This window comes from Pedobacter punctiformis (genome assembly GCF_027213715.1).
Lineage (GTDB): Bacteria > Bacteroidota > Bacteroidia > Sphingobacteriales > Sphingobacteriaceae > Pedobacter > Pedobacter punctiformis.
This window is the reverse complement of the sequence record NZ_JAPWGM010000001.1, coordinates 335665-361809: the sequence shown is the minus strand read 5'-3', so window position 1 is coordinate 361809 and position 26145 is coordinate 335665. Positions and strand designations below refer to the sequence as shown.

Here is a 26145-nt window from a genome sequence, read left to right as displayed (position 1 = left end):
TAAGATTATGCAAGTATTTTTAAGATAAATGATAAAACTTATCACTATTAGCGATAGATTTAAGACCTTTGTAACAATTATAGTCATAACCTATTGTACACTTTGGAAGAAATAAACGCAAATCAGGAAATTTTAGATCAAACAGAAGTTAAACCTGTAATTGTGCAAAGCTCTCCAAAGCAAGTCCGGTTGGCCATATCTGCTTTCTACTTTATGCAGGGCGTTTGTTTTGCAAGTTGGGCAAGCCGAATACCAACCTTTAAAGCTTCAATGGGGCTAAACGATGCAGAATTAGGCTCTATTCTTTTTGCATTACCCGCCGGACAAATTATTACTATGTTTTTTTCTGCAAAACTTACTACACATTTTGGGAGTAAAAAAATGCTCAGAGCAACGGCGCCACTTTATGCCCTGGCTTTAACTTTTTTGGCTTTATCAACTACAGGGTGGCAGCTTGCAGCTTTTTTAGTGCTATTTGGAATAACAGGTAACCTTTGCAATATCGCCTTAAATACCCAGGGAGTTGCGGGCGAGAATTACTACGGTAAACCAATTATGAGTTCTTTCCATGGTGCATGGAGCATTGGTAATTTAGCAGGTGCATTAATTGCATTAGGGCTGGTTAATTTAAAGTTGGGCATGTATACTCATTTTTGGATTATTGCATTAATCTCTTTCACAAATATTGCATTTAATGGTGCAAAATTACTAAACTATAAAAAACCGGATGTTGCTGCGGAGAAAACAAAGTTGTTTACCATGCCGCAAGGTATCTTAATATTATTGGGTGTTATTGCATTTTGCAGTATGGCTACCGAAGGAACAATGTTTGACTGGAGCGCTATTTACTTTGAAGATGTGGTAAAGTTACCTCATAACAGAGCGATCATTGGATATGCTTCGTTTATGTTTATGATGGCAAGTGGAAGATTTTTAGGCGTATACTTAATCCAACAATTTGGGCGGAAAAAGCTGTTGCAAATTAGTGGTACAATTATATCCATTGGTATGGCACTTGCTGTAATATTTCCTAATATTATTGTTGCCATTTTTGGCTTTATGCTTATTGGTTTAGGAGTTTCCAGTATCGTTCCAATGGTTTATAGCATAGCCGGCAATAATAAAGAAGTGCCGGCAGGCAAAGCCATAACAATGGTTTCCAGCATAGGCTATTTTGCATTTTTGTTTGGCCCACCATTAATTGGTTATGTTTCGCAATTATCAAGTCTGCGTTATTCTTTTGGAATAATTTCCATTTTTGGTTTATTGATCACATTTTTAGTTACCAAGATTAAAAAGATAAATTAATGGATGGATGTGGTGCTGACCATGTATTTTTTAGTCATGTGGTGAAATAATCATTCCTTCTTAATCAGATCATATTCTTTTAAAACAGCTACAGATAATTCTATAAGCCTTAAATTTTCCTCTAAATGCCCATGCTGTACCTCCACATTCACATAGGGAATATTATTTTGCATGGCATAAACAGAAAGGGAGCCATCATTATGCGCAAACTTAGACTGAAGGATTACATTAACATTAGCTTTTTTAAAACTACTGAATAACTGGGGCTCAGTTACATAAATCAGATCATCGCCATCCATCTGAAAATTAATATATACCGAATCGGCCGTACTGGATAAATCGTATCCCGGCAGGTACGATGAAATGCCAAAACCACCATCTCCATTGTTGTGCAGCGTAAGGATATAACCTGTTGATTTGGGATCGTAAAAATTCAGGATCTGTTCGCCTGCTTTAAGTAAAGATTCTTCTACCTCGCCGGTGCTGTAAAGATTTTTTTTAAGCCGGCTGTGTACACCACTTTTTGTATAAATGGCATTAGGGTCAATCCGGTATGGATCGTCCATATAGGTAAAATTATAATCTCTGATGCTTCCGTACTGACTGTCTATAATTTCTCCGCCATACCATCTGATGTAATCAAAACCGGCTTTAATCCCTGTATCCTCATCGTCATGGACGGCTAAAAATTTTACCCCATTAGGTTTATAACTGTATTTAACCAGCTGAACTTCTAAATCGTATAGTTTTATAACTGAGGTATCGATAGACATGCCATCGAAAACAGGAGGGTGCTGGGCTTTAACAAAGAGGGTTAAGTTTATTAAAATGAGGCTTAGAATGATTTTAAACATAGTTAAATATACAATATTGACAGGCAATTTGTTTTGAAGCAGGAACACCAGAAATTTATGATTTTTTAGTGTTTCGGTTTATAATTATTAATAAAATGACTGAGTTGATAACGCCAGTAATCAGATTCATATTGTCTTTGTCCGAAAACGGAGCGTAATGCAGGTTAAACAAAAAAAGCCGCCCTTGGGTAAGGCGGCCTTTAAATTGATTGTTACTTTTTTATATTTTAATGTTCCATATCATATTCGTGAACATCTTTATGGTCATAAGGCTCAACCATTAAGTCATCAATAGTTTTACCTTTTTTGTTAAATCCTAAACGGTCTAACATATTATCGAATATCTGGTAAACTACCGGTACTACAATTAAGGTTAAGAATAACGAACTGGTTAAACCGCCTACGATAACCCATGCCAAACCATTTTTCCATTCTGCACCAGCACCGCTTGCCAATGCAATTGGAAGCATACCGAACACCATGGCAATGGTGGTCATTAAAATTGGACGTAAACGGGCATGGTTAGCTAAAATTAAAGCTTCTCTGGTAGTTTTTCCTTCGGCTTTCATGTGGTTGGTAAAATCGACAAGAATAATCGCATTCTTCGCCACCAAACCCATTAGCATAATTAAACCTAATATGGTGAAAATACCAATTGAGTTATTGGTTAAGGCCAGCGCCAGTAAAGCTCCGATTACTGCCAGTGGCAGAGAGAACATTACAACCAGTGGATAGATAAAACTATCGTAAAGCGCAACCATAATTAAGTAAACCAAAATAATCGAAGCCAGTAAAGCAATACCTAAAGTACCAAAACCTTCGGCCTGGTTCTCCTGATCACCCGCCCATGTATAACTTACACCTAGAGGCTTTTTAAGTTTGCCATTTTTCTCTAACTCTTCTAATTTAGCCTGGAAATCTCCAACGATTGTACCGGTTGGGCGACCAATTGATTGCGCATTAACTGCAACTGAAGTTGACTTGTCTTTACGCTCTAACTGACTTGGACCTGAACCTTCTGTAATGGTTGCAAACTGTGATAATTTAACTTGCTGACCGCCAGAATTTACAAATATAAGATTACGTACATCATCAATATTTTTACGGTTAAAATCCTGATACTGAATATTAATGTCGTATTCGTATTCACCTTTTCTATATTTACCATCGGTATTACCACTAAATGCAGTTTGCATAGTAGAACCAACCGTTTGAAGGGTTAAGCCCAATGCAGACATTTTATCACGGTCTACCTGAACGTTAATTTCAGGTGTACCTTTTTCTACTGATAATTTGATCTCCGTAGCACCCGAAATACCAGCCAGAACGCTTTTAGCACCTTCGGCATATTTCAGAACGCTATCCAGGTCAGAACCCATTACAACTAATGATATTGGTGCATTTTCTGCAATACCCAATATACTAATTGGCACGGTTTTAACTTTAGCACCAACCAATTCTTTGGCTAAGGCACGGCTCATCTTCGTTGCAAAGATATCAGATGAAACACCTTTACGCTGATCACGCTCAACAAGCTTTACATTAATTTCCGATTTATATGCGGTAGCCTGTGTACCACCAAAATCTCCACTTGCCTGTCCAACTGTCGTAATTAACTGCGTAATTTCTGGTTGTTTATTTAAAAAAGCTTCCGCTCTTTGCGTAAAGAAGTTGGTTTGTTCTAAAGAAGCATCTTTTGGTAATTCCAGCTGAACTAAGAACTCACCTTTATCTGATTTAGGGAAAAACTCCGAACCAATATATCCGGTTGCCAATAATCCGCAAGAACTAAAGAACATCACCACAACAATAATCAGGGTTAATGCTTTATGGTTTAACGACCAGGTTAAAATACCGGTAATCCAGTTGGTAAATTTCTTTAATTGTTTTTCAAACCAAAGGATAAAGCGACCGAAGATATTTTTACCTTCTATATGCTCCAGCTTACCAAATCTTGAGAAAATTAATGGTACAATGGTAAATGAAGCAACCAACGAAAGTAATGTAGCAATGATTACCACAATACAGAACTGACGTAAAATATTAGACACTAAACCTGTACTTACAGCGATAGGGAAGAACACCACAACAATTACAAAAGTAATGGACACAACGGTAAAACCGATTTCTCTTGTTGCATCTGATGCTGCTCTAACTTTATTTTTACCCATTTCCATGTGGCGCTGGATATTCTCCAGTACTACAATCGCATCATCCACCAGGATACCCACCACAAGGGATAGCCCTAATAATGACATTAAGTTTAAAGTAAAGCCAAATAAACTGATACCGATAAAAGTTGCAATTAATGATACCGGAATGGATACCATTACAATTAACGCATTACGTAAACTGTGCAGGAAGAAAAGCATTACGAATGCCACCAATATTACCGCAAGAATTAAATCGTGAATTACGGCATCAGCAGATTCTAATGTAAAGATCGAACTATCATTTACAATTTTAATATCTAGCTTATTCGAAGCATATTCTTTCTTTAACTGCTCAATAATGGCATGAACCCCTTTACTTACCTCTACAGCATTTGCATCACTTTGTTTAATAATTTGAATGGCAATTGCACCTTTACGATCAATACGGGCAATTTTTTCAGTTTCTTTTTGAGCATCCTGAACATCAGCAACATCACCCAGACGGATTTGAGAACCGTCTTTCCCGGTTGTTAAAACCAGTTTACGAAGTTCGTCAATGCTTTTGTATTTACCGGATAAACGGATTAAAACGTCTTGATTTTGGGTTTTAACACTACCCGTAGGGAAATCCAGATTTGAAGTTAAAATCATTTGCTGCACCTGAGGTACAGAAAGATTGTAGCCTTGTAATTTATCTGCATCTAAAGCAACCTGTATTTCACGCTCAGAACCACCAATCAGGTTTACCTGGGCAATACCACTTACCCGTGAAATTACCGGGGCAATACGTTTATCAATTAAATCATAAAAGGTAATATCATCCATGTTAGCTGATGCAGACATGGTAATTACCGGTAAGTCATCCAACGAGAATTTACTCAATGATGGTGTTTTAACATCATCCGGTAATTCTGCAAGAATAGCATTTACCTTACGTTGTGCATCATTTAAAGCAATGTCAATATTGGCTTTATCTGTTAATGTAATGGTAACTGTAGATAAACTCTCAAAAGATACAGAGTTTATTTTCTTGATATTTTCCATTGAAGATACGGCATCCTCAATTTTCTTGGTTACCGTATTCTCTACCTCATTTGGCGATGCACCCGGGTAGATGGTTGAAATAGATACTACGTTGTTTGAGAATTTTGGCAATAACTCATAACCCAACGAAAAGTAACTTAGCAAGCCCAGCAAAGTAAGTGCGGTAAAAACCACAATCACCAGCGACGGCCTTTTTATAGATATATCTGTTATCTTCATTTTCTTCTAATATTGCTCACGTTATACACGTGAAGCGAATTTATATTTGCAAAATTTGCCTTACTTAACAATGCTCACCGGAGAACCTTCAGTTAAGTTAATTTGTCCGCTGGTGATTACAGTTTCGCCTTCGTTTAATCCTTCAAGAATTTCAACGTTCTCTCCTAAAATGCGACCGGCAACAACTTTACGCAGTTTTGATGTATTGCTTGCTTTATCCAATACAAAAACCTCGTTACTGCTTACACTACCCACAAATGAAGTACGTGGAATTAAAATACTAGGTGCTTGCTGAGGGAAGTTGAATACAGCAGTGCCATACATACCTGCTTTTAAAGCGTTTTTTGCATTGTTTGCAACTTCAATTTCAATTGGGAAATTTAATGTTCCATCTGCCTTAGGTGCAATAAAGGTAATCTGACCGCTAAATTTATCTGTAGGGAATACTGAAGATTTGATGTCAATTTTATCACCAATTTTCAAATTAGCGACCTGAGATTCGTTTACATTAACTTTTAGTTTTAATCTAGAAACATCAACTATTTCAAATAACTGCGTACCCTGAGCATTTACAAAAGCCCCTATCTCAATGTATTTTTTATTTACAATACCGTTGATTGGCGATTTAATCACAGCATTACTTAATGTTTTTTGCGAAGCCTGTAAGCGAAGTTTTGCACTTCTGGTGGCTAGTTTAGCCTGGTCTAACTGTTGTTGAGTTACCCCCCCGGTTTGATAAGAACTTTGGTACCTGGCCTCGTCTCTTAATGCATTTTGATAAGTTGCTTCAGCAGTTTGTCTGTCTGTATTAATAATTTCAGCGTCAATACGAGCTAAAGATTGCCCTCTAGAAACACGATCGCCTTCTTTAACATAAATAGCAGAAATACGACCTGCATTTTCGTTTAAAAGGTTTAATTCTTGTTTAGGAATAAAGTTGCCGTTGGCACTAAAATCCAGATCTACAGCTTTTTTCTCTACTGATGCAACACGAACGGCTACAGCGCCACTACCTTTAGCAATGAATGCAGTTTTTTCTTCGTTCTTCTTTTTATTGTTGCTTAATACGTAAGCTATTGCACCAAGTGCAATAACAATTACAACGATTATGGTAATTACTCTTTTCATTTCTATTTGACTAGCGATTTAATATTTCCGTTTGATTTTATTAATTGTATTTCGGCAATTTTATAATTTAATAATGCCTGTGTATAGCTATTTTGTGCTTCTGTAAGTGAATTTTCTGTCTCCAGTAAATCCGTTAACGAAGCTAAGCCGTTATTGTAGTTGTTTTGCGTGCTTCTGTAAATTTCATCCGCAAGCTGCGCATTTTTACGTTGTGCATTAATGGTATTCAGGTTATTGCGTAATTGAATCTTTGCATTTTCATAAGCTAAATTCAATGAGTTTGTTGATTCTCTTCTGTCTTCCTGAGCTTTTTTAATGTCAATATCAGCCTGGCGAATTTTTGAACGTGTTAAAAATCCGTTAAAAATTGGTACCCTTAAAGTTAAACCTACAGCCGATGAACCAAAACCAATGGCGGTGCTGTTTGAATTTAAGAAGTCGAAACCATTACTTTGACTTGAATACGTATAATTTCCTGTTAGCGCCAGGGTAGGATAATATTCTGCTACATAAGCCTTTCTCTGCAGCGATAAAAGTTTATCCTGGTTATCTAAAAGTTTAATCTCTGTTCTGTTTGCCAGGTCAATAGAGTCTGCAAATTGTGGCAATTGGGTAACCTCTGTTAATTCAGTAAAAGGCAAACTGATTGGTGTTGAAACCGGCATACCCATTGAGAATTTTAATTGATTTTCCATCTGCGTAATGGCATTAACAATTTGTTCACGTTGTGTGTTCAAATTAGTCAGGTTTACGTTAATACGGTCAACATCAATCTTTCTGGCCAAACCATTCTTGTACTGATTAGAAACAATTTTTTCTACAACTTTAACATTTTTAATGTTAGTGTCAATTACATTTAACTGTTGTCTGTTTACCAATACCTGATAATAATTATTGGCAACCAGCTCTATAATTTGCTCCTCACTTAATTGAGAAGTAAGATTATAATACTCTTCACTCGATCTTGCAGCCTTTAAGCCTGTAAAAACCTGCTGATTGAATAGTTGCTGGGAAAGCTGAACACCGGCAGATGAATTCCATTTCTGGCCAAACTTCAGCGTTTGCAATTGTCCGCCAAAATCAACAACCTGTTGTCCGATTATTGGATTGTACGTTAAGCCGGCATTACCTGTAATTTGAGGCAAAGCCTGAGACCTTACTTCCTCAACTTTGTACCTTCCTTTTTCTATATCCAGTTTAGCCTTGCGAACATTACTGTTATTTTGAAGCGCAAAAGTAAGTGCATCTTTAAGTGTGACTTTCTGTTGCGCTGATACTAATGATGGTAGAGCAATGCCTGCAATAAGGATAAGCATTACTTTTACCGTTTTTACTCTAAGCATAATGTATTGATTTTTGTTTTTGGGTTCTTATCTGTTCCTTAATTCTTACCGGATTAAGGTTTATTCGTATTTAAATTTTTAAATGATCTCTTTTAGCATTTAAGTCCTTTAGTGAAAATGGTAGAAAGATCTTTTTGCTTTTGAGTCATTCTGGAAAGTGCCTTTTTATCTGGAAAAAGATCCTTTCCGGTTTCCATGATGCACATGTTGGTTAATCCCATTAAGCTTTCAAGATAAAGTTCAGCTATATGGTTCATGTCCTCATGGATAATCTCTTTTTTTACTTGTGCCTGGATGAATATTTGAGCAAAAAATTCTTTTTCCGAACTTTTTAATGAGGTAAGTTTTTTCTTAATTACATCATCGTTCAGTAAATCAGGAATACCTTCTGCAATTCTCAGCATGTAATATTTCTGAAAAAAGGTATTTCTGACCTCTATTGTATTGTAAAGAATATCTATAAGCGGTTGATTGGGATTATGTTTCTTTTTCAAAAGGTCGAAAAAATCATTAAAAACACGTTCAATAACACCTACAATTAAACTTTTTTTATCCGGAAAATAATAATAAAGTGAAGGCTTTGAAACGGAAAGGTCCTCAGCAATATCATTCATGGTGGTTTTGTTTATTCCAAAATGTGTAAAACGCTTTATCGCACCATCAATAATTAGTTCTCTTTTTTTATCAGCAACAATCATTTTACTTTTCTACTTTCTGACTTTTTTAATATTTTGGTCAAAAATAGTGCTAAAAAAATTATTTGTTAATCAATGACGGAGATTTCTGTCATAACCTTGCAGTTCTGTGACAATAATTCTGTTTCTGTCTGGTTTATATCTCTTTACGGCGCTTTGTTTTGTACATCGTGTCAGATTTACTAAACAGTTGAATCGTCTTATTTGGCATTATTTCTACAGAAACCCTCAGAAGATTATTTATTTTACAAGCCTTTCTTTAAGTCGTGAACCAAAAGATTATCTATTCCTTTATAAAGAACGTAACTGAAATCATTCTGCAAGTCATACACTATTTTCTTACTTTTGGACAAAATAAAAACCAACTATGTTCCATATTCAGGAAAATATTTCACTAAAGCCATACAATTCGTTCGGTATAGATGTTAAAGCAAGTTTTTTTGCAGAGATATTTAGTGAAAATGATTTAAAAGCACTTTTTGAATCAGAAATTGTAAAATCCAACCTGATTTTGATTATGGGTGGTGGAAGCAATATGCTTTTTACGAAAGACTTTGATGGTTTGGTTGTAAAAATGAGTATTAAAGGAATTTCCAATGAAATTGCTGGTGAAACCGTTAAAGTGACTGCCGGAGCAGGAGAAGTTTGGAACGATCTGGTAAATTATTGCGTTGAACATGGTTTTGCCGGTATAGAAAATTTAAGTTTAATTCCAGGTACGGTTGGTGCATCGCCCATACAAAATATTGGAGCTTACGGCGTAGAACTAAAAGATGTGTTCGAAAGCTGCACCGCTTTTGAAATTGAAACCGGAACTTTTAAAACCTTTAATTACGAAGAATGCCATTTTGGTTATCGTGAAAGTGTTTTCAAGGCACGGTTAAAAGGAAAATATATTATTACTTCAGTTACTTTTAATTTGAGCACGCAGCCTAACATCAATACTTCTTATGGAGCTATTGAGGCAGAGCTTGAAAAAAGAGGTGTCCAAAAACCCAACATTGCAGATGTTTCTGCTGCGGTTTCGCATATCCGTGTCAGTAAATTACCGGATCCATCAACCATTGGTAATGCAGGGAGTTTCTTTAAAAACCCGGTTATTGAAAAGTATGAATTTGCAGATGTTGTGGCAAATCACCCCGATGTTGTGCATTATCCTACAGCAGAGGGGAAGGTTAAACTGGCCGCCGGCTGGCTGATTGAACAATGTGGTTGGAAGGGCAAAATTGTTGGTGAAACCGGTACCTGGAAAAACCAGGCACTTGTTTTGGTTAATCATGGAAATGCGACCGGAAAGGAAGTATACCAATTATCTGAACAGATTATAGACAGTGTAAAGTCTACTTTTGGAGTCACTTTAGAACGTGAAGTAAATATTTTGTGACGAAAAGCAGCCTCAACGGCTTGTCATGGTTTTGCTGCCTCATAAATGTTTTTTGGTATTAAGTTTGTTTGGTTTTAAATGAAATATTGGACAATTCATTTGTTTATTAAATCTTACCTAAAGCTAAAACATCATGACAAAATTTGAATTCAATCATCTGGTTAACCATCACTCGGTATCTCTTAGATCTTATGCTTTAAACTTTACAAAAGATGCTGAAGACGCAAATGACCTTGTGCAGGATACGATGCTTAAAGCGATTACGTACTATAATAAGTTTAAAGAAGGTACGAATTTAAAAGGATGGTTGTTTACAATAATGAAAAACACTTTCATTAATAATTATCGTCGTTTGGTTAAAACTAATACCTTAATTACGCAAAGCGAAGACATATCATCAGCAAACCTTTCTTATAGTGCCACAAAGAATGATGCTGAAAGCAAATTTGTACTGGGAGATATTAACAAAGCATTATCTCAGTTACCAGAAGAATATTATGTGCCATTTATCCGCTATTTTGAAGGTTATAAATACCATGAAATTGCTGATATGTTACACATTCCGATTGGAACAGTTAAAACCAGGATTCATGTGGCAAGAGGAATTCTTAAAAAATACCTGAAAACGTATTCTAAAGAAATTCAAATTGCTGAAATGGTTTCATAACCTTAAATAATAATGAAAGCCCGGTTTATCCGGGCTTTTTTATTTTTAGTTCGTCAAGATCTTTTTATTTGAAAAAAGGAAAGTGCTTAAAAAGCAAAAGGCCTGGAAACTTCCGGGCCTTTTTGCTTATCATATATTTGGTTAGTTGATTCTTATTTTGTATTTCAACATCCTTCTCTCTAATTCCGAAACACCTGCTGATTTAAATTTTATTGTCTTTTTTAAAGGGTAAATGCAGTATTTTTGTTTTGTGGTTATAAAGATAAGCGAAATTTTAAATTTGTCAAGCCTTTTTTAATTTTTTTATTATTTCCCGGGCAGCCACTTGTCCGGATATGATTGCAGGAGGCACTCCGGGCCCAGGAATGGTTAGCTGACCTGTATATAAAAGATTTGCTACCTTACTTCTCATTTTCGGTTTCAAGAAAGCGGTTTGTGCTAAGGTATTAGCTAATCCATAAGCATTTCCTTTAAACGCATGATAATCCTCCCCAAAATCATCCATGGCATAACTGCGTTTAAACAGTATATTATCTTTAATGTCATTTCCCGTTAAATCTTTGAAGCGGCTAACCAGTAAATCAAAGTATTTCTCTCTTTCTACCTCGCTATCTGTTAAATCAGGAGCCAATGGAATCAGGAAAAATAAATTTTCGCATCCTTCAGGAGCTACTGTTGAATCTGTTACCGAAGGACAACAAACATAAAATAAAGGTTTTGATGGCCATTGCGGACGGCTATAAATTTCTTCAGCATGCAGATCAAAATTTTCATCAAAAAACAAATTGTGGTGCAAAATGTCTTTTAACTTTTTATTTAACCCAATATAAAATAATAAGCAGGATGGTGCCATGGTTCTTTTATCCCAGTAAGCTGCACTATAATTCTGGTATTGTGGTTCGAGTAATTTTTGATCAATATGATGATAATCCGCATTACCCACAACGAAATCCGTTTTGAAATTGCCTTGTCTGGTCTGGATTTCTTCAGCCCGGCCATTGTTAACCTTTATTTTGGTTACTTCTGTATTGAAAACAAATTTTACACCCTGCTCTTCTGCAATTTGTTGCATGGCTTCAACAATTTTGTGCATCCCGCCAATCGGGTACCAGGTGCCTAAAACTAAATCGGCATAATTCATTAAACTATATAAAGCTGGTGTGTTTTGAGGGGTAGCCCCCAAAAATAAAACCGGAAACTCTAAAAGCTTCCGCAGTTTGTCATTTTTAAATAAGCGGTGTACATGTTTTCGCATATTGCCCAACAGCTGTAATTTAATGCCGCTTATGGCCAGTCGTGGATCGAAATATTCTAGTACGCTATGCGAAGGCTTGAACACATATTCGTTCATTCCCACATCATATTTGTATTTCGCCTGGGCTAAAAAAACATCAAGATTTTTACGGCTTCCTGGTTCTAAAGTTTCAAAAAGCTGGTAAAGTGCTTCCAGCGTTGCCGGAACATCAATAGTATCTGCTTTACCAAAATAAATCCGGTAGGCTGGACTTAATCTTTCCAGTTGGTAAAAATCTGAAGCCGTTTTGTTAAACAACTTGTAATAATTTTCAAAAACATCAGGCATCCAATACCAGCTTGGACCCATATCAAATGTAAAACCATCTTTTTCCCAGGTACGTGCCCGGCCGCCCGACATATCGTGTTTTTCAATTACCGTAACATCACAACCGTTTTTAGCCAGTAAAGCGGCAGCAGATAATCCGGCGAAACCGGCACCAATTACCGTTACAACAGGTTTTTTATTCATTGATATAAATAAAGCAAATAAATGGGAATTTGTTTGTATAATGTTGATAACCGATAAACTAAAGAAAATTATCCCTCAAAAACTATAGTCCTGTAAAATGGTATGTTTTGTTATTTTTGCCGGATACATGACTAAATTGAAAACCATATTTTTATTGCTTTGCGTTATAACAGGCAATTTTTGCTATGCACAACTTAATCATAAGGAAATAGCCATCTTAAAAACCAATATGGTTAAAGCGGTGGAGAATTCTAAATTAACAGACTCTCTTTTTAAAAAATTAAATCTATTACCCAATAAAACAGCATTAATTACGGCCTATACCGGAACATTGGAAGCGCTGAAGGCCAAACATTCATGGAATCCTTACAATAAGATAAAATTTGTAAGCAGGTCGCTCAAAACAATGAAAAAAGCGATAGCCATGGATAAGGAAAACATGGAAATCCGTTTTATGCGTTTTTCGATAGAACATTTTACACCTGCATTTCTGGGTTTCAGTAAAGATTTGGATGTGGATAGAAAGGAAATTGTAAAGCAATATCAAAATCATAACTTTGGGAGCACTGATGAAGAACTGATTAAAAATGTTGCTAAGTTTATGATTGACAGTAAACGTTGTACGGCACAGGAAATTAAAATATTCCAAAAACACTTATAAATGAACTATACTTATTTACTTATTAATCTTGCTGTACTATTTTTTCCACTGGTTTTATCTTTCGATAAAAAGGTTCATTTTTTTAGTAAATGGAAGTTCGTGCTGCCCGCAATTTTGTTAACCGGTGCTGTTTTCCTGGCCTGGGATCTTTTGTTTGTGAAATTAGATATCTGGTCATTTAATCCAAAATATATTACCGGAATAAACTTATTAGGCTTGCCGATTGAAGAAATTTTATTCTTTTTAACGGTGCCTTATGCCTGCATCTTTATTTATGAATGTTTAAACGCCTATTTTCCAGCTAATGGTTTAGAAAAATACAGTCTGGCAATAAGCAACCTGGTTTTGGGCCTGTGTGTAGCAATTTTGTTTTTTGGCTATAGTAAGTGGTATACACTCATCAACTTCGGCTTTTTATTTATTGTGCTGGCCTATGTAGAATACGTCAATAAAAAAATCAGGTTTATGTACCGGTTTTACAGGGCCTACCTGGTTTCATTAATTCCTTTTTATATCGTTAATGGTTTTTTAACCTCTATTCCGGTTGTGCTTTATAACAGTAAAGAAATATTAGGCATGCGGGTTGGAACAATTCCTTTTGAGGATCATTTTTACCTGATGGCTTTATTGCTGATGAATGTTTATCTGTATCAATTTTTTAAAAGTAGGGTAGCCCGTTAATGGATTTGCCTGTATACACCAAACAACAGCTTGCATTGCGCAACGGGCAGGATAAACCTCAAATTTGGGTGGCCTATAAAGGATTTATTTACGAAGTAACCGAAAGCCGTTTATGGCGAAATGGTAAACATTATGAACATTGGGCAGGGCAGGATTTAACTGATGAAATGCCTGATGCACCACATACCGAAACCGTTTTTGAAAAGTTTACCATTATCGGTGTTTTAAAGTAAGCTAAAGTTTGATTAGTGTAGTGTGCTTTGAATCTTTAAATTCCGAAGATCTTTTACCAAACATTTTTGAAAACGTACTGCTGAAAGAGGGGATGCCTTTATAACCAACCGAATAGGCGATTTCGCTAATGATTAAATCGCTTTCTAAAAGTTTTTCCATTGCCTTCGTCATCCTCATCAGTTTTAAATATTGAAAAAAAAATATTTAATGCCGATTGAAAAATTCTGGATAAGTTCTTTCGCTAAAACCATTGGCTGCGGTTACACTTTCCAGGTTAAGCAAATCATCTCCGGCATTTAAATTAATGTAAGCCAGAGCTTGCAGCCTGTAATCAGTAAACAATTATTAGCGTTAAAGGTAAGCACCCGGCACCGGCTGGGTTTTAATAGGAGAGGGCCGTTTACCGGCCCTCCAAATTTATTTATGCTTCAATTGTGAACGCACTTAAATTCACAAATTGATTAATTCTATCCGCTACTTCTTTGTCTGTTAAGTTTAGCAACCTTTCATTTCCAAATTTCTCTACACAAAATGAAGCCAATGCAGAACCGTAGATAATTGCATTTTTCATATTGTTGAAATTAATGGTTCCAACTTTGGCTAAATAACCAATAAAACCACCGGCAAAAGTATCACCAGCACCTGTTGGATCAAAAACCTCAGCTAAAGGTAAGGCTGGTGCAGAAAAAATCTGATCTTCATTGAATAACAAAGCACCATGCTCGCCTTTTTTAATAATTAAATATTTTGGGCCCATGGCTAAAATTTTCTTAGCGGCTTTAACCAAAGAGTACTCACCTGAAAGTTGACGGGCTTCTGCATCATTAATGGCTAAAACATCAACCATTTTAATGGTTTTCAACAAATCATCCATCATAATGTCCATCCAGAAATTCATGGTATCCATTACGATTAATTTGGGGCGGTTTTTTAAACGGTTAATTACCGTTTGCTGAACAATAGGCGTTAAGTTACCCAGCATTAAATATTCGCAATCCTGATAACTATCCGGAATAATCGGATCAAAATTTTCCAATACATTTAATTCAGTCACTAAAGTATCGCGACTGTTCATGTCGTTGTGATATTTACCTGACCAGAAAAAAGATTTTTCTCCGGCTTTAATCTGTAAGCCTTCTGTGTTAATGCCATGTTCGGTAAAAGTATCTATTGCCTCTTTAGGGAAATCGTCGCCTACAACGCCAACAATTTTTGTGTTTTTATAGAAGTAAGAAGCGGCTAAACTTGCGTAAGTTGCTGCCCCACCAACAATTTTATCCGTTTTCCCGAAGGGAGTTTCAATAGCATCGAAAGCTACACTACCTATGATTATCAGGCTCATATAAATTATTTTAAATTATTTTAATTTTTTTTCTCTGCAAATATTGCATAAATAATTTAAAAGCCCTAATATTGCATTCCCAAAACGAACAAGGGTATATGTACTAAAAAGCACATTTAGACTTGATTTTGGGAAGACCAGCACTCCTTCTTAGCTCAGCTGGTTAGAGCATCTGACTGTTAATCAGAGGGTCGCTGGTTCGAGCCCAGCAGAGGGAGCAGATTAAAAGCCTTATAATGAAAGTTGTAAGGCTTTTTTTGTGTGCTTAATTTTAACTATTAAAGAGGAGTTAATCTATCAATTTAGTGGAATGTATGACATTAATGAGGTACCTAGATTGTTAAATAACCAACGAATATAAGTGTTTGATGAAGTTGTATCTTAATTAACTTATTGATAATCAGTTATAAATTGGTGTGGTAGTTTTTAAGTTTTCCTGAAAAGCTGCTTTATTTTGAAAAAAACATCTATTTTTTGCATAAATAATTTAAAATCCCTAATATTGCAATCCCAAAACAAACAGGGCTAAAGGTGCTGAAAAGTACATTTAGACTTGATTTTTGGAAGACCAGCACTCCTTCTTAGCTCAGCTGGTTAGAGCATCTGACTGTTAATCAGAGGGTCGCTGGTTCGAGCCCAGCAGAGGGAGCGAAAGCCCATCACAATATCGTGATGGGCTTTTCTATTTTTAGCTAATTTTCAAATCGTTGAATAAAGTAAATCAAGCTATATTTTCGTTTAGAGCCTAGTATCTCTGTCCGGACTGAAAAAATAGAAAAAATCTGGAACTATTTTTTTGCCTCGATGCAGCTGAATGAGGCCAGTTTATTGGTTTTACTGGATGGTATACATTAATTAGAGCGTTTTAAATACTGTTGTTTCAACTTTAGAATTCTGTCTTAAGACCTGGATATATTTTTTGCGCATTGGCATAATAAAGCTTGTAGAGTACCTCCTCAGGTAGTTCAATCCCTCTAAAAACACCTTGTACCTCTATAGAATCACATTGTTTATTTGTAGTGAAATACTTCCAGTCATTAACTAAAGAAGTTATAAGTTTTTCGGGATTGTTATAAGCATCTGTTCCATACATGATGCGATCAGCATATTTAATGAAAAAATTCCGTACACCCTCATAATCGTTAACGGACTGCATCTGTAAATGCCCTAAACGGGAAGATAAATCAACGTAGAAGTTAGAATATTGATCAAAACGGTTTGCAAGCTCTTTGTAACTCCATTCTAAGCTTCCCAGATGAGCGCCTATTAGCTTGAGTTTGGGGTATTTAGATATTAAATAATCTCTTGCCTCTATCTGGTGTTTGTATGTAGGGATTTCAGGATGTAAATACGCATGAAATTCAGGATTTTTAATGTAATAAGCTTTATTACGCTCCGAGGTCATTTCTTCCACAGGTAATCAGCAATTTTTCGGTTCACCCAAATGTGTGAGCACTGGAATGTTATTTTCGCTCAAATAGATGAAGAGAGGATCAAAAAATGGGTCATTAATCATCAGAAATGATTGATCATCAGGTTTCAATATCTCCATTCCAATATTTTTCCAGATTTTAATACCAACTGCCCCCTGATTAATCGAATTTTTTAGATGTTCGAATACATAGCTATACCAATTCGGGTTCTCCCAACCTTTCATCTCAAAACTGGCAATATAGGCGAAATGCTCAGGAGCTTTTTTAATATATGCTAAAGCCACACTTTCCTGAATTTCCATGGGAGGAAACACGCTCGCATTTGTATTGATATTAATGTATTTTACATGATAGTCTTTCGCTATTTTCTCATATATAGGATCATAAAAAGTCGAGTGAAAATGCGCATCTATTTTTGGGAAAGTTTCAAGTTTAAGCATAAGAATTTGTACCTAAAGCCATTCTGTAAACATTGGTCTCCTTTGGTTGAAAGCCGGTTTTTTTGTATAAATTATTAGCCGCAACTCTAGCAGGCGATGATGTTAGATTTAAAACATCCACATTATGCTGTTTGGCGAATTGGATAGCAAATGTTATTAGATTCTCGCCAATACCTTGTCCTCTAAAAAGGTCATCAACAGCAACATCTTCAATCCAAGCTTTCTTGCCAGTTGGCGACTGATAAATTCCTATCGTCAACATACCAATACATACATCGTGGACACTAGAAGCGAAAAAAAGATAACTGTTTTCAGACGATATTATTTCTTTTAACTGGTACTCGGATATACTGCTTTCGCAACCTTGTAATGATTTTAAGAAATGCTCAACTGTATTTCTTATTTCATGATTATAGCTCTTAATCTCTTTAATCTGTAAGTTCATTTTAAAATTGATAATTCGTTAACATCGCAGTTGGTTTTAAACTAGAGAGCATGTAACTAGATGTTGTATGTAAAAGTATTTAATAATCATCAATGATTTTTGGTTATTTTAACGCAAACGTTTGATTTATATTCAATTAACCGAGAGAGCCAACAATAATAATTAGGTATTTTAATTTACTTCTTTATTCATTAAAAAAGATGATGACCTACTTATTGATGCTAATAAGAATACATTAATAATAATCAAAAAAAGTTACGGGTAATTTTACCTTATTAAAGGTTTGGTTCATTCATCTAAAACCTCGTTACTACCGTAAAATCCCTATTATTTTTCCAATTTGTAAATTTTGCAATGATTTCTCCTAATAGCCTGTCAATTTTTTATTTATATCGGTTTTTTCTAGAGGTAAATCCCAAATCGTTGTAATACTTAAGATCGGTAAAGAGATTCTTGGAAAAATATAGCGTCTCGGGAACAAAACATATAAGCCTTACCAAATCTGGTAGGGCTTTGTTGTTTATAGATTTTGATCAGCTTCAATTGGTTTAGCTGCCTAATGTGTTGAGAAATCTGATGCTAGCGTACAGAGTAGCATGGTCAGTATTTTATTTGCTTTTTATACCTGTGCCAATAACATTGCCATATTGAAGCATCTCCAGTTTGGTGTCTCCGTTTTCTAGTTTTGTGAATTTTAAAATACCATCAACGCCTCCCTGACTTATTCTGCTAAATTCATTCGCCGAAACCGGAAAAAATCTCATGTCCCATTTTACTTTTGGTGTGTTATAAAACAAGTGTCCATTTTTATAGGTCAGAATATGCGCTTCCTCTTTATCCTTTTCGTCTAAATAAGTTCCTGCGTATTTCTCCATTTCCGATTGCGGAATATTTATCTTACTTCTATATTCAGTTACTACAGGTTTATTGTCTAAAATCTGACTGATATTATTAAATGAATAAGTGCCCATTTTAAAGTTTTGTAAAATAATAATGGTTCTGTCTTTAGGCATATTATGATATATAAATGAGGCGTAACCGTCCCAGGATCCTGTATGCCCAAAAGAAAATTTATTTTCGCCTTTTGAAACATCTAGTCCGAAACCATAAGGAATGTTTTTGCCTTTTGTGGTTTTAGTAATTTCTGTCATTTGATTAAAGTCTTCAGCAGAAATGAAGCTATTGCTTTTTAAAGCGTTTATCCATTTAAGTAAATCTTCTGCTGTAGAATTTACCTTTGCACTGCCTACAATTCCATCCAAATAATAAACCATTTTTTCATCATACCCAGGATTTTCAGAGGTTACTTTTTTGAAACTATCCCTAGCCCAAACGTATCCAATTGCGTAGTTTGTTATTTTCCTTGGAGATTGCCTTCTGTTGTAAACAAATGTATTTTTCATTCCAAGTGGAACGAAAATATTTTCCTTCAGAAAAGTTGCATAATCTTCGCCCGAAACCCGCTCAATTATGGAGGCCAGTAAGGCATAATTGGTATTGCAATATCTATGATTTGTGTTTGGCTTAAAGTTTAACGTATCTTTTCTTTTAGCATAAAAATTTATTAAATCTTTATTAGTTGCAATCTTTGTACTGTCCCATTCTTTTCTCATGGCATCTAAATATTCAGGAACACCACTGGTATGTCTGAGAAGATTGTAAATGGTAACGTCATTCCAGAAAGATAGTTCAGGGATGTATTTCGATAATTGATCATTATAGCTTAGTTTCCCCTGTTTTGCCAATAGAAGGATTCCCATTGCCGTAAATTGTTTAGAGCAGGAACCCAGTTCAAAAATAGTTGTAGAAGAATTTAGCGCTTTTGAGTTTTCATCACGATAACCATAACCTTTTTTGAAAACAACCTTGCCCTTATCGGCAATTAATACTGTTCCGTTAAATTGATTTTGTTTGTATAAAATAGTGAAAATACTGTCTAACTGTTTTTCTTTATTTTTCGTTTGTGCATTGCAGAAGTTAACTGCGATTAGTAGTAAAAATGTGAATTTGAGGCTTTTCATTTAAATTTTGGTTTTATAATTTGATTGGTTGCTTTATTTGTCTACGAATTTGTTCGTAATCAAATGTACGAATGTATTCGTACAATCAAAATGTTTTGGTGAAATTTTAAATAAATGGAGTTTATTAGAAAAAATTTTCATTAAAATTTGCGTAGTTAAATGGCTACGTTTATATTTGTAGTCAAATAGCTACATAATGAATTTAAGACGAGATGTATTTCAGGCCATAGCCGACCCCACAAGAAGGGCTATACTTTTATTACTTGCTTCGCAGGCGATGACGGCAGGGGCAATAGCCACAAACTTTGATACTGCAAGGCCAACCGTTTCAAAACATTTGCAAATACTTACGGAGTGTGCTTTGCTGGAGCAAAAACAAAACGGCAGAGAGATTTACTATACCATTAATGCTAAAAACATGAAAGAAGTAGCCGATTTTATTGAACCGTTTCGCAAAATGTGGGACGACAGATTTAATAAACTGGAAGCCATTATGAAAAACTATAAATAAATTGATATGGAATTGAAAACAAAGATCAATGCCGAAAAGGATAAACAGGAACTGATGATTACCAGGGAATTTGACCTGCCGGTAGAATTACTTTTTAAAGCCTATGCAGAAGCTGATATAGTAGAGCAGTGGATGGGGACAAAAGTGTTGAAATTGGAAAGTAAAAAGTATGGTAGTTATCAATTTGAAACCAGTAATGCTCAGGGAAACGTCGTATTTAAGGCCAATGGAGTAATTCATGAATTTGTTCCGAATCAAAAAATCACCCGGACTTTTGAGATGGAGAATACACCTTTTGCTACCCAGCTCGAGTTCCTGGAGTTTGAAAAACTTACCGAAAATACCTGTAAACTCAATATACACATTATATATAAATCGCTTGCACTCCGGGATCAAATGCTCGCTTTGCCTTTTGCGCAGGGTTTAAACATGGCGCATAATCGCCTCCAGGATGTGGTAAATCAATTAAAATAATATGTTATGACAAAGACAAATAAAATTATCTATTGGATTTCGACCATCTGGCTCGCATTAGGGATGGCATCAACCGGAATAGTCCAGTTATTAAAAGTAAAAAAAGAAGTAGATAACATTACGCAATTAGGTTATCCGATATATTTCTTAACGATAATAGGCATCTGGAAATTTTTGGGCGTTGTGGCGGTGCTTATTCCTAAATTTACCTTGTTGAAGGAATGGGCTTATGCAGGTTTTTTCTTTGCCATGTCGGGAGCTACAATTTCGCATATTGCATCGGGTAATTCCATAAAAGATATGGCACCTTCATTATTATTGCTAATCCTGACTGTGGTTTCATGGTATTTCAGGCCGGCAAATAGAAGAATTATTCCGGTTAACCAATAAAATGAATGGTATGAACCCTAAAGTTGATTTTTATTTTGAAAAAGCCAAAAAATGGCAGAAAGAAATCAGGAAATTAAGAACGATTGCACTTGGTTGTGGGCTAACAGAAGAATTGAAATGGGGTGTTCCCTGTTATGTGTTTCAAAAAAATAACATCGTATTAATACATGTATTTAAAGAATACTGTGCGTTTTTGTTTTTTAAAGGTGCTTTGTTAAACGATGCTCATAACATTCTGATTCAGCAAACAGAGAATGTACAAGCCGCACGCCAAATCCGGTTTACCAATATCCAGGAAATAATTGAGCAGGAATCTATCCTGAAAGCCTATATTTTTGAGGCGCTTGAAGTAGAAAAAGCTGGCTTGAAAATAGAATTTAAAAAGACTGCAGAATTTACAATGGCTGAAGAATTTCAAAAGAAACTGGATGAAATTCCGGCCTTAAAAACAGCTTTTGAGGCATTAACACCGGGACGACAAAGGGCTTACATGCTACATTTTTCTCAACCCAAACAATCTAAAACCCGTGAGTCGAGGGTTGAAAAATACCTGTCAAAAATTCTAACTGGCAAGGGGCTGGATGATTAATTCGGACAGAAAAATCATTCCGGCCTTTGTGCCTTAATCAGAATTTTATACATTTAATAAGCTATAAGGAGCGCTTATCTGTAAGCTTCCATAACCAAATAGTAGAATTAACGTGTAATAGAATGAAAAAGACAGCTTTAATAATTTTAGGATTTGCAGCCGCATTTAGTCTGGGCTTTTTCTTTAAAACCATCTTTAACAAACAAACAACTAACCATATTGATGTTAAACAAGTGGATAATGTCAAAATTAAACAAGAGAAAAATATGAAATTAGGAGCATTTTCAATCAGCCTGAGCGTTAAAGACCTCAACGTTTCAAAACAATTTTACGAAAACCTTGGCTTTGTAGTCTTTGCAGGTGGCATGGAAAAAAATTACCTCATCATGAAAAATGAGAATGCACTTGTCGGGCTATTTCAGGGGATGTTTAAAGGCAATATTTTAACGTTTAATCCGGGTTGGGATGAAAATGCCAATAACATCGAAAAATTTGATGATGTCCGCGAAATTCAGAAACAACTTAAAAGTAAGGGGCTAACGGTAAATCCTGAGGCAGATGAGCAGACTACCGGACCTGCAAGTTTAATGGTCACAGACCCGGACGGAAATGTAGTGCTAATTGATCAGCATCGCTAATGGAAAAAAAGTAAGGGCATGGCAAACAGATCGCTAAGGATTACTAAAATATTAAACGCACCAATTGATTTGGTTTGGAAAGTATGGACAGATCCCGTGCATATTGCAAATTGGTGGGGACCCATTGGATTTACCAATACGATTCATAAAATGGATTTGATTGCAGATGGAGAGTGGTGCCTGACCATGCACGGCCCTGACGGCAAAAACTATCCAAATAAAAGCGTGTTTTTAGAAATTATACCCTCTAAAAAGATTGTGTTTCAGCACTTCAATCCCAATTACCTTGCTACAATTGTTTTTGAGTCTAAAGAAAGCCAAACTTTAATGGAATGGACAATGTTGTTTGAAACAAATGAATTATTTGAAACGGTAGTTAAGGTTTTTAAAGCTGATGAGGGCTTGAATCAAAATGTAGAAAAGTTAGAAACTTATTTAAAACGGATGTATGAAGAACAATAAAAAACAGTTATCGCCTGCGCTGAGTGAAGAGCTGCTTGATTTGTTGAAAAAACGCTTTGAGCAGAACCAAAATCGTCATAACGGAATTGATTGGAGCAAAGTACAAGCTAAGCTGGAAGCTAATGCGGAACAATTATGGTCATTAAATGAAATGGAAATGACCGGTGGAGAACCCGATGTTGTGGGCTATGATAAAAAGACAGACGAATATATTTTTTACGATTGTGTGGCTGAAAGCCCTAAAGGACGCAGAAGCATTTGCTATGATCACGAGGCGTTAGAAGCGAGAAAAGAACATAAACCGGAAAACAGTGCTGTTGAGATGGCAAAAGATATGGGTGTGGAAATTTTAACTGAAGTGGAATATCGTGAACTGCAGGAATTGGGGAAATTTGATACAAAAACCTCAAGCTGGATCATTACATCTGCTGACATCAGAAAACTTGGCGGTGCGCTGTTTTGCGATCGCCGCTACAATACTGTTTTCGTGTATCATAACGGTGCTGAATCTTATTATGCTGCCAGAGGATTCCGGGCTTCGCTGAGGGTGTAAATGCCTGATTTTACAATAATTTTTGGTAGCAAAAAAAACGGAGTCCGGGGCGTTTAGCAAGTGTAATTTCGCCACTAAACTGATAACCAAGTTTTGGAAAAAGGGCCTGAGTTGCCATATTTTCACTATTGGTATCCACTCTTAAAATGTTAATACCACAGGCTTTTGCTACAACTTCTGCCTGTTCCATTAAACCCCTGGCAATACCTTTGCCCTGTTGATCCGGATCAACAGCTAAACGATGCGTAACAATGGCCTTCTCATTTATGTTCCAGCCCGCATCCGCATATTCAGGATCCTGATCTGTTGTAATTGCAGAAACGCCAACAACCACATTTGCTATTTCTGCTACCCATAACTGGCCGATAGAAATATCGCTGGCAAATACTTCCGGATTTGGATAATCATCTCCCCATTGAAAATTTCCTGCAGCACGCATCAGCGGAATTACCTTGCTTACAAGCTGCATAATGTTGGGTATATCCTCGCTTATGGCTATTCTTATGATCATAGGGGCAAAGATAACAGAATAGAGAAAATCAAAGCGTAAAACAGGTCATCCGGATTTCAAAATGATGTAAAAGTGAGCAGTTGAAAACCTTTCAAAAGCATTAAAGTTTTTTAAAGCAATACGGATGAAAGGATTAATTTTAAATATTATTTGGAATTATTCTAAATAATGTGATATTTGCCTTAATCTCAAAGATTAAGACATAGCCTATGTGTAATACAACCATTCTTGTTCAAAAAGGAAATATTTCCATCACACGGAATGCCGCAATTGTAAAGTATTGAACATTTGGCGTGCAGGTGTACTTATGAATTTCTCTTTTAGCCAGTTTGATACTTTTAACCAGGCCACCCGGAAACTCAATTTTGACGATTATTTAGAAACAGCTCCTAATGGAGATGAAATTGTGATCCTTTCTACACCATTTCCTGATATTAGTTTGGTGTTTACCCGTGACGAGTGGGAAATCTTTTTTGCAGCGATACAAGAAGCCGTTTACATGCAGCAAATTTATAGTTTGGTACATGGTTAATCAGAAAAACAGCTATTTATTTTAGGGATAAAATGGAAACTTCTGACATTTAGATTTCTTAGCGCTTTCTTTAATACCTTTGTGCTGAATAACCTGTATAAGATTATCATTACGCTTTTTATTCCTTAATGAAACCATACTTACAAATCTTCGATTTTTCGAAAAAGATAAACTATAAAACCGAGGTTTTAGCTGGGTTGACGGTGGCAATGACCATGATTCCTGAATCATTATCGTTTGCCATTTTAGCCGGATTTCCACCGCTTACGGGTTTGTATGCTGCTTTTATAATGGGTTTGGTTACGGCCGTTTTAGGTGGAAGACCGGGTATGGTTTCGGGTGGTGCGGGTGCAACAGTAATTGTACTGATTGCTTTAATGAAAACGCAGGGCATTGAATATGTATTTGCTGCAGTGGCTTTAGCAGGTATTTTCCAGATTTTAGTGGGATTGTTTAAATTGGGAAAATTTATCCGACTCGTTCCTCAACCTGTTATGTTCGGCTTTGTTAATGGTTTGGCAGTTGTTATTTTTATGTCGCAACTGGAGCAGTTTAAAACAGTTGTTAATGGCCAGGTAACCTGGATGAACGGATCGCCATTTTTAATTATGCTTGGTTTAGTTGCGCTAACCATTGCCATCGTAATTATCTGGTCTAAAATAACAAAGGCTGTTCCAGCATCATTGGTGGCCATTATTATAGTTTTTCTTATTGTTTTAGGCTTTGGAATTCACACTAAACTGGTTAAGGATATCGCTTCAGTCAGTGGTGGCTTTCCTCCCTTTCATATTCCTGCTATTCACTTTAATCTGGATACCCTTAAAATTATTTTACCTTATTCTTTGATTATGGCTGGCGTAGGTTTAACAGAGGGATTATTAACCTTAAATCTGGTTGATGAAATTACCCAAACCAAGGGAAATGGAAACAGGGAAAGTATTGCACAGGGAACAGCCAATATTTTGAATGGTTTTTTCACCGGAATGGGCGGTTGCCCGATGATTGCTCAAACCCTTGTTAATTTATCTGCAGGAGCAAGAGCCAGGTTATCCGGAATTATAGCGGCATTAACCATTTTGTTAATTATTTTAATTGGTGCTCCAATAATAGAACGTGTGCCAATGGCCGCTTTAGTGGGCGTAATGGCCATGGTAGCCATTGGTACCTTTGAATGGATGAGTTTTAGGGTGATTAACAAAATGCCTAAACAGGATGTATTGGTAGGGATATTAGTTGCGGCAATTACCATTTGGCTTCATAATTTAGCTTTAGCAGTGTTAATTGGAGTAATTCTTTCTGCATTGGTTTTTGCATGGGAAAGTGCAAAGCGCATCAGGGCAAAAAAATATATCGATACGGAAGGTATAAAACATTACGAAATCTTTGGCCCTTTATTTTTTGGCTCCGTTACGGCTTTTAATGAAGAATTTGACCTGGCTGCAGATCCTGATACTGTAATGGTAGATTTTAAAAGAAGCAGGATTTATGATATGTCGGGCATTGATGCCGTAAATAAACTAACGGAAAGATATGCTAAAGCGGGCAAAAAACTTCATTTAAAACATTTAAGTGAAGATTGCAGGCTTTTATTGAAAAATGCCGGCGATGTAATCGATGTTAATATTATGGAAGATCCTACTTACCGGATTTAAAGGATTATTTAGCTGA

The 26145-nt window shown here is 35.9% G+C and carries 28 protein-coding genes and 2 tRNA genes; 17 read left to right on the top strand and 13 right to left on the bottom strand.

Going from position 1 to position 26145, the window contains the following annotated elements; genetic code table 11:
• Positions 1-102 precede the first annotated feature (102 nt).
• Complete coding sequence (locus O0955_RS01615; RefSeq protein WP_269425779.1) at positions 103-1308, top strand: MFS transporter; 1206 nt, start codon at positions 103-105, stop codon at positions 1306-1308.
• 50 nt (positions 1309-1358) lie between these two features.
• Here O0955_RS01615 and O0955_RS01610 read toward each other — a convergent pair whose 3' ends face one another.
• From O0955_RS01610 to O0955_RS01590, 5 genes are all read right to left on the bottom strand, one after another.
• Entirely contained in the window at positions 1359-2162 is an 804-nt protein-coding gene (locus O0955_RS01610) for a hypothetical protein (RefSeq protein WP_269425778.1), read from the bottom strand.
• A 227-nt stretch (positions 2163-2389) separates the two neighbouring features.
• Positions 2390-5578, bottom strand: a complete 3189-nt coding sequence (locus O0955_RS01605; RefSeq protein WP_269425777.1) for an efflux RND transporter permease subunit — start codon at positions 5576-5578, stop codon at positions 2390-2392.
• 60 nt (positions 5579-5638) lie between these two features.
• A complete protein-coding gene (locus O0955_RS01600) occupies positions 5639-6706 on the bottom strand; it encodes an efflux RND transporter periplasmic adaptor subunit (protein ID WP_269425776.1) in 1068 nt (355 codons plus the stop codon).
• A 2-nt stretch (positions 6707-6708) separates the two neighbouring features.
• Positions 6709-8049: a TolC family protein gene (locus O0955_RS01595; RefSeq protein WP_269425775.1), complete on the bottom strand. Its 1341-nt coding sequence runs from the start codon at positions 8047-8049 to the stop codon at positions 6709-6711.
• 92 nt (positions 8050-8141) lie between these two features.
• The gene (locus tag O0955_RS01590; protein ID WP_269425774.1) at positions 8142-8747 is read right to left on the bottom strand and encodes a TetR/AcrR family transcriptional regulator; all 606 of its coding nucleotides are present in this window, start codon (positions 8745-8747) and stop codon (positions 8142-8144) included.
• A gap of 364 nt (positions 8748-9111) precedes the next feature.
• Here O0955_RS01590 and murB point away from each other — a divergent pair, with 364 nt between their 5' ends.
• Both murB and O0955_RS01580 read left to right on the top strand, forming a co-directional pair.
• Positions 9112-10128 carry a UDP-N-acetylmuramate dehydrogenase gene (gene murB / locus O0955_RS01585; protein WP_269425773.1) on the top strand — a complete coding sequence of 339 codons (1017 nt, stop codon included), beginning with the start codon at positions 9112-9114 and terminating at the stop codon, positions 10126-10128.
• Between the two features lie 133 nt (positions 10129-10261).
• A complete protein-coding gene (locus O0955_RS01580; protein WP_269425772.1) occupies positions 10262-10795 on the top strand; it encodes an RNA polymerase sigma factor in 534 nt (177 codons plus the stop codon).
• A gap of 283 nt (positions 10796-11078) precedes the next feature.
• On the opposite strand, the gene O0955_RS01575 is transcribed toward O0955_RS01580, so the two are convergent.
• The gene (locus O0955_RS01575) at positions 11079-12560 is read right to left on the bottom strand and encodes a phytoene desaturase family protein (protein WP_269425771.1); all 1482 of its coding nucleotides are present in this window, start codon (positions 12558-12560) and stop codon (positions 11079-11081) included.
• A gap of 127 nt (positions 12561-12687) precedes the next feature.
• Here O0955_RS01575 and O0955_RS01570 point away from each other — a divergent pair, with 127 nt between their 5' ends.
• The 3 genes from O0955_RS01570 to O0955_RS01560 are packed head-to-tail and all read left to right on the top strand — an operon-like array spanning position 12688 to position 14135.
• Complete coding sequence (locus O0955_RS01570; RefSeq protein WP_269425770.1) at positions 12688-13221, top strand: hypothetical protein; 534 nt, start codon at positions 12688-12690, stop codon at positions 13219-13221.
• Positions 13222-13902, top strand: a complete 681-nt coding sequence (locus tag O0955_RS01565) for a lycopene cyclase domain-containing protein (RefSeq protein WP_269425769.1) — start codon at positions 13222-13224, stop codon at positions 13900-13902.
• Positions 13902-14135, top strand: coding sequence for a cytochrome b5 domain-containing protein (locus tag O0955_RS01560; RefSeq protein WP_269425768.1), 234 nt, complete (start codon positions 13902-13904; stop codon positions 14133-14135). Before O0955_RS01565 ends, O0955_RS01560 begins: the two co-directional genes overlap by 1 nt.
• 1 nt (position 14136) lies before the next feature.
• Here the strand turns inward: O0955_RS01560 and O0955_RS01555 are convergent, their stop codons facing one another.
• Together O0955_RS01555 and O0955_RS01550 are read right to left on the bottom strand one after the other, a co-directional pair.
• A complete protein-coding gene (locus O0955_RS01555; RefSeq protein WP_269426591.1) occupies positions 14137-14340 on the bottom strand; it encodes a helix-turn-helix domain-containing protein in 204 nt (67 codons plus the stop codon).
• 217 nt (positions 14341-14557) lie between these two features.
• Positions 14558-15478: a PfkB family carbohydrate kinase gene (locus tag O0955_RS01550; RefSeq protein WP_269425767.1), complete on the bottom strand. Its 921-nt coding sequence runs from the start codon at positions 15476-15478 to the stop codon at positions 14558-14560.
• A 144-nt stretch (positions 15479-15622) separates the two neighbouring features.
• On the opposite strand from O0955_RS01550, the gene O0955_RS01545 reads away from it, so the two are divergent.
• Positions 15623-15696 (top strand) — tRNA-Asn (locus tag O0955_RS01545).
• Positions 15697-16053: 357 nt separating this feature from the next.
• Positions 16054-16127 (top strand) — tRNA-Asn (locus O0955_RS01540).
• A 237-nt stretch (positions 16128-16364) separates the two neighbouring features.
• Here O0955_RS01540 and O0955_RS01535 read toward each other — a convergent pair.
• The 4 genes from O0955_RS01535 to O0955_RS01520 form a co-directional block, all read right to left on the bottom strand.
• On the bottom strand, positions 16365-16883 hold the full coding sequence (locus O0955_RS01535) for an amidohydrolase family protein (RefSeq protein ID WP_269425766.1): 519 nt from the start codon (positions 16881-16883) through the stop codon (positions 16365-16367).
• A 15-nt stretch (positions 16884-16898) separates the two neighbouring features.
• The gene (locus O0955_RS01530) at positions 16899-17351 is read right to left on the bottom strand and encodes an amidohydrolase family protein (RefSeq protein ID WP_269425765.1); all 453 of its coding nucleotides are present in this window, start codon (positions 17349-17351) and stop codon (positions 16899-16901) included.
• A complete protein-coding gene (locus O0955_RS01525; RefSeq protein WP_269425764.1) occupies positions 17344-17796 on the bottom strand; it encodes a GNAT family N-acetyltransferase in 453 nt (150 codons plus the stop codon). The genes O0955_RS01530 and O0955_RS01525 overlap by 8 nt, the downstream gene beginning before the upstream one ends.
• Before the next feature lie 608 nt (positions 17797-18404).
• Positions 18405-19817, bottom strand: coding sequence for a serine hydrolase domain-containing protein (locus O0955_RS01520; RefSeq protein WP_269425763.1), 1413 nt, complete (start codon positions 19815-19817; stop codon positions 18405-18407).
• 196 nt (positions 19818-20013) lie between these two features.
• On the opposite strand from O0955_RS01520, the gene O0955_RS01515 reads away from it, so the two are divergent.
• The 7 genes from O0955_RS01515 (at position 20014) to O0955_RS01485 (ending at position 23434) form a co-directional block, all read left to right on the top strand.
• A complete protein-coding gene (locus tag O0955_RS01515; protein ID WP_269425762.1) occupies positions 20014-20328 on the top strand; it encodes an ArsR/SmtB family transcription factor in 315 nt (104 codons plus the stop codon).
• Positions 20329-20334: 6 nt separating this feature from the next.
• A complete protein-coding gene (locus tag O0955_RS01510) occupies positions 20335-20802 on the top strand; it encodes an SRPBCC family protein (protein WP_269425761.1) in 468 nt (155 codons plus the stop codon).
• 6 nt (positions 20803-20808) lie between these two features.
• A complete protein-coding gene (locus O0955_RS01505; RefSeq protein WP_269425760.1) occupies positions 20809-21192 on the top strand; it encodes a DoxX family protein in 384 nt (127 codons plus the stop codon).
• Between the two features lie 10 nt (positions 21193-21202).
• The gene (locus tag O0955_RS01500) at positions 21203-21781 is read left to right on the top strand and encodes a YdeI/OmpD-associated family protein (protein ID WP_269425759.1); all 579 of its coding nucleotides are present in this window, start codon (positions 21203-21205) and stop codon (positions 21779-21781) included.
• Positions 21782-21903: 122 nt separating this feature from the next.
• Complete coding sequence (locus O0955_RS01495; protein WP_269425758.1) at positions 21904-22419, top strand: VOC family protein; 516 nt, start codon at positions 21904-21906, stop codon at positions 22417-22419.
• A gap of 18 nt (positions 22420-22437) precedes the next feature.
• Positions 22438-22881: an SRPBCC domain-containing protein gene (locus O0955_RS01490; protein ID WP_269425757.1), complete on the top strand. Its 444-nt coding sequence runs from the start codon at positions 22438-22440 to the stop codon at positions 22879-22881.
• Positions 22868-23434 carry a DUF4256 domain-containing protein gene (locus tag O0955_RS01485; RefSeq protein ID WP_269425756.1) on the top strand — a complete coding sequence of 189 codons (567 nt, stop codon included), beginning with the start codon at positions 22868-22870 and terminating at the stop codon, positions 23432-23434. Before O0955_RS01490 ends, O0955_RS01485 begins: the two co-directional genes overlap by 14 nt.
• A gap of 10 nt (positions 23435-23444) precedes the next feature.
• Here the strand turns inward: O0955_RS01485 and O0955_RS01480 are convergent, their stop codons facing one another.
• Entirely contained in the window at positions 23445-23945 is a 501-nt protein-coding gene (locus O0955_RS01480) for a GNAT family N-acetyltransferase (protein WP_269425755.1), read from the bottom strand.
• Positions 23946-24225: 280 nt separating this feature from the next.
• Here O0955_RS01480 and O0955_RS01475 point away from each other — a divergent pair, with 280 nt between their 5' ends.
• Together O0955_RS01475 and O0955_RS01470 are read left to right on the top strand one after the other, a co-directional pair.
• Positions 24226-24477 (top strand): hypothetical protein, encoded by a 252-nt coding sequence (locus O0955_RS01475; RefSeq protein ID WP_269425754.1) that lies wholly within the window; start codon positions 24226-24228, stop codon positions 24475-24477.
• A 128-nt stretch (positions 24478-24605) separates the two neighbouring features.
• On the top strand, positions 24606-26129 hold the full coding sequence (locus O0955_RS01470) for a SulP family inorganic anion transporter (protein WP_269425753.1): 1524 nt from the start codon (positions 24606-24608) through the stop codon (positions 26127-26129).
• Positions 26130-26145 lie beyond the last annotated feature (16 nt).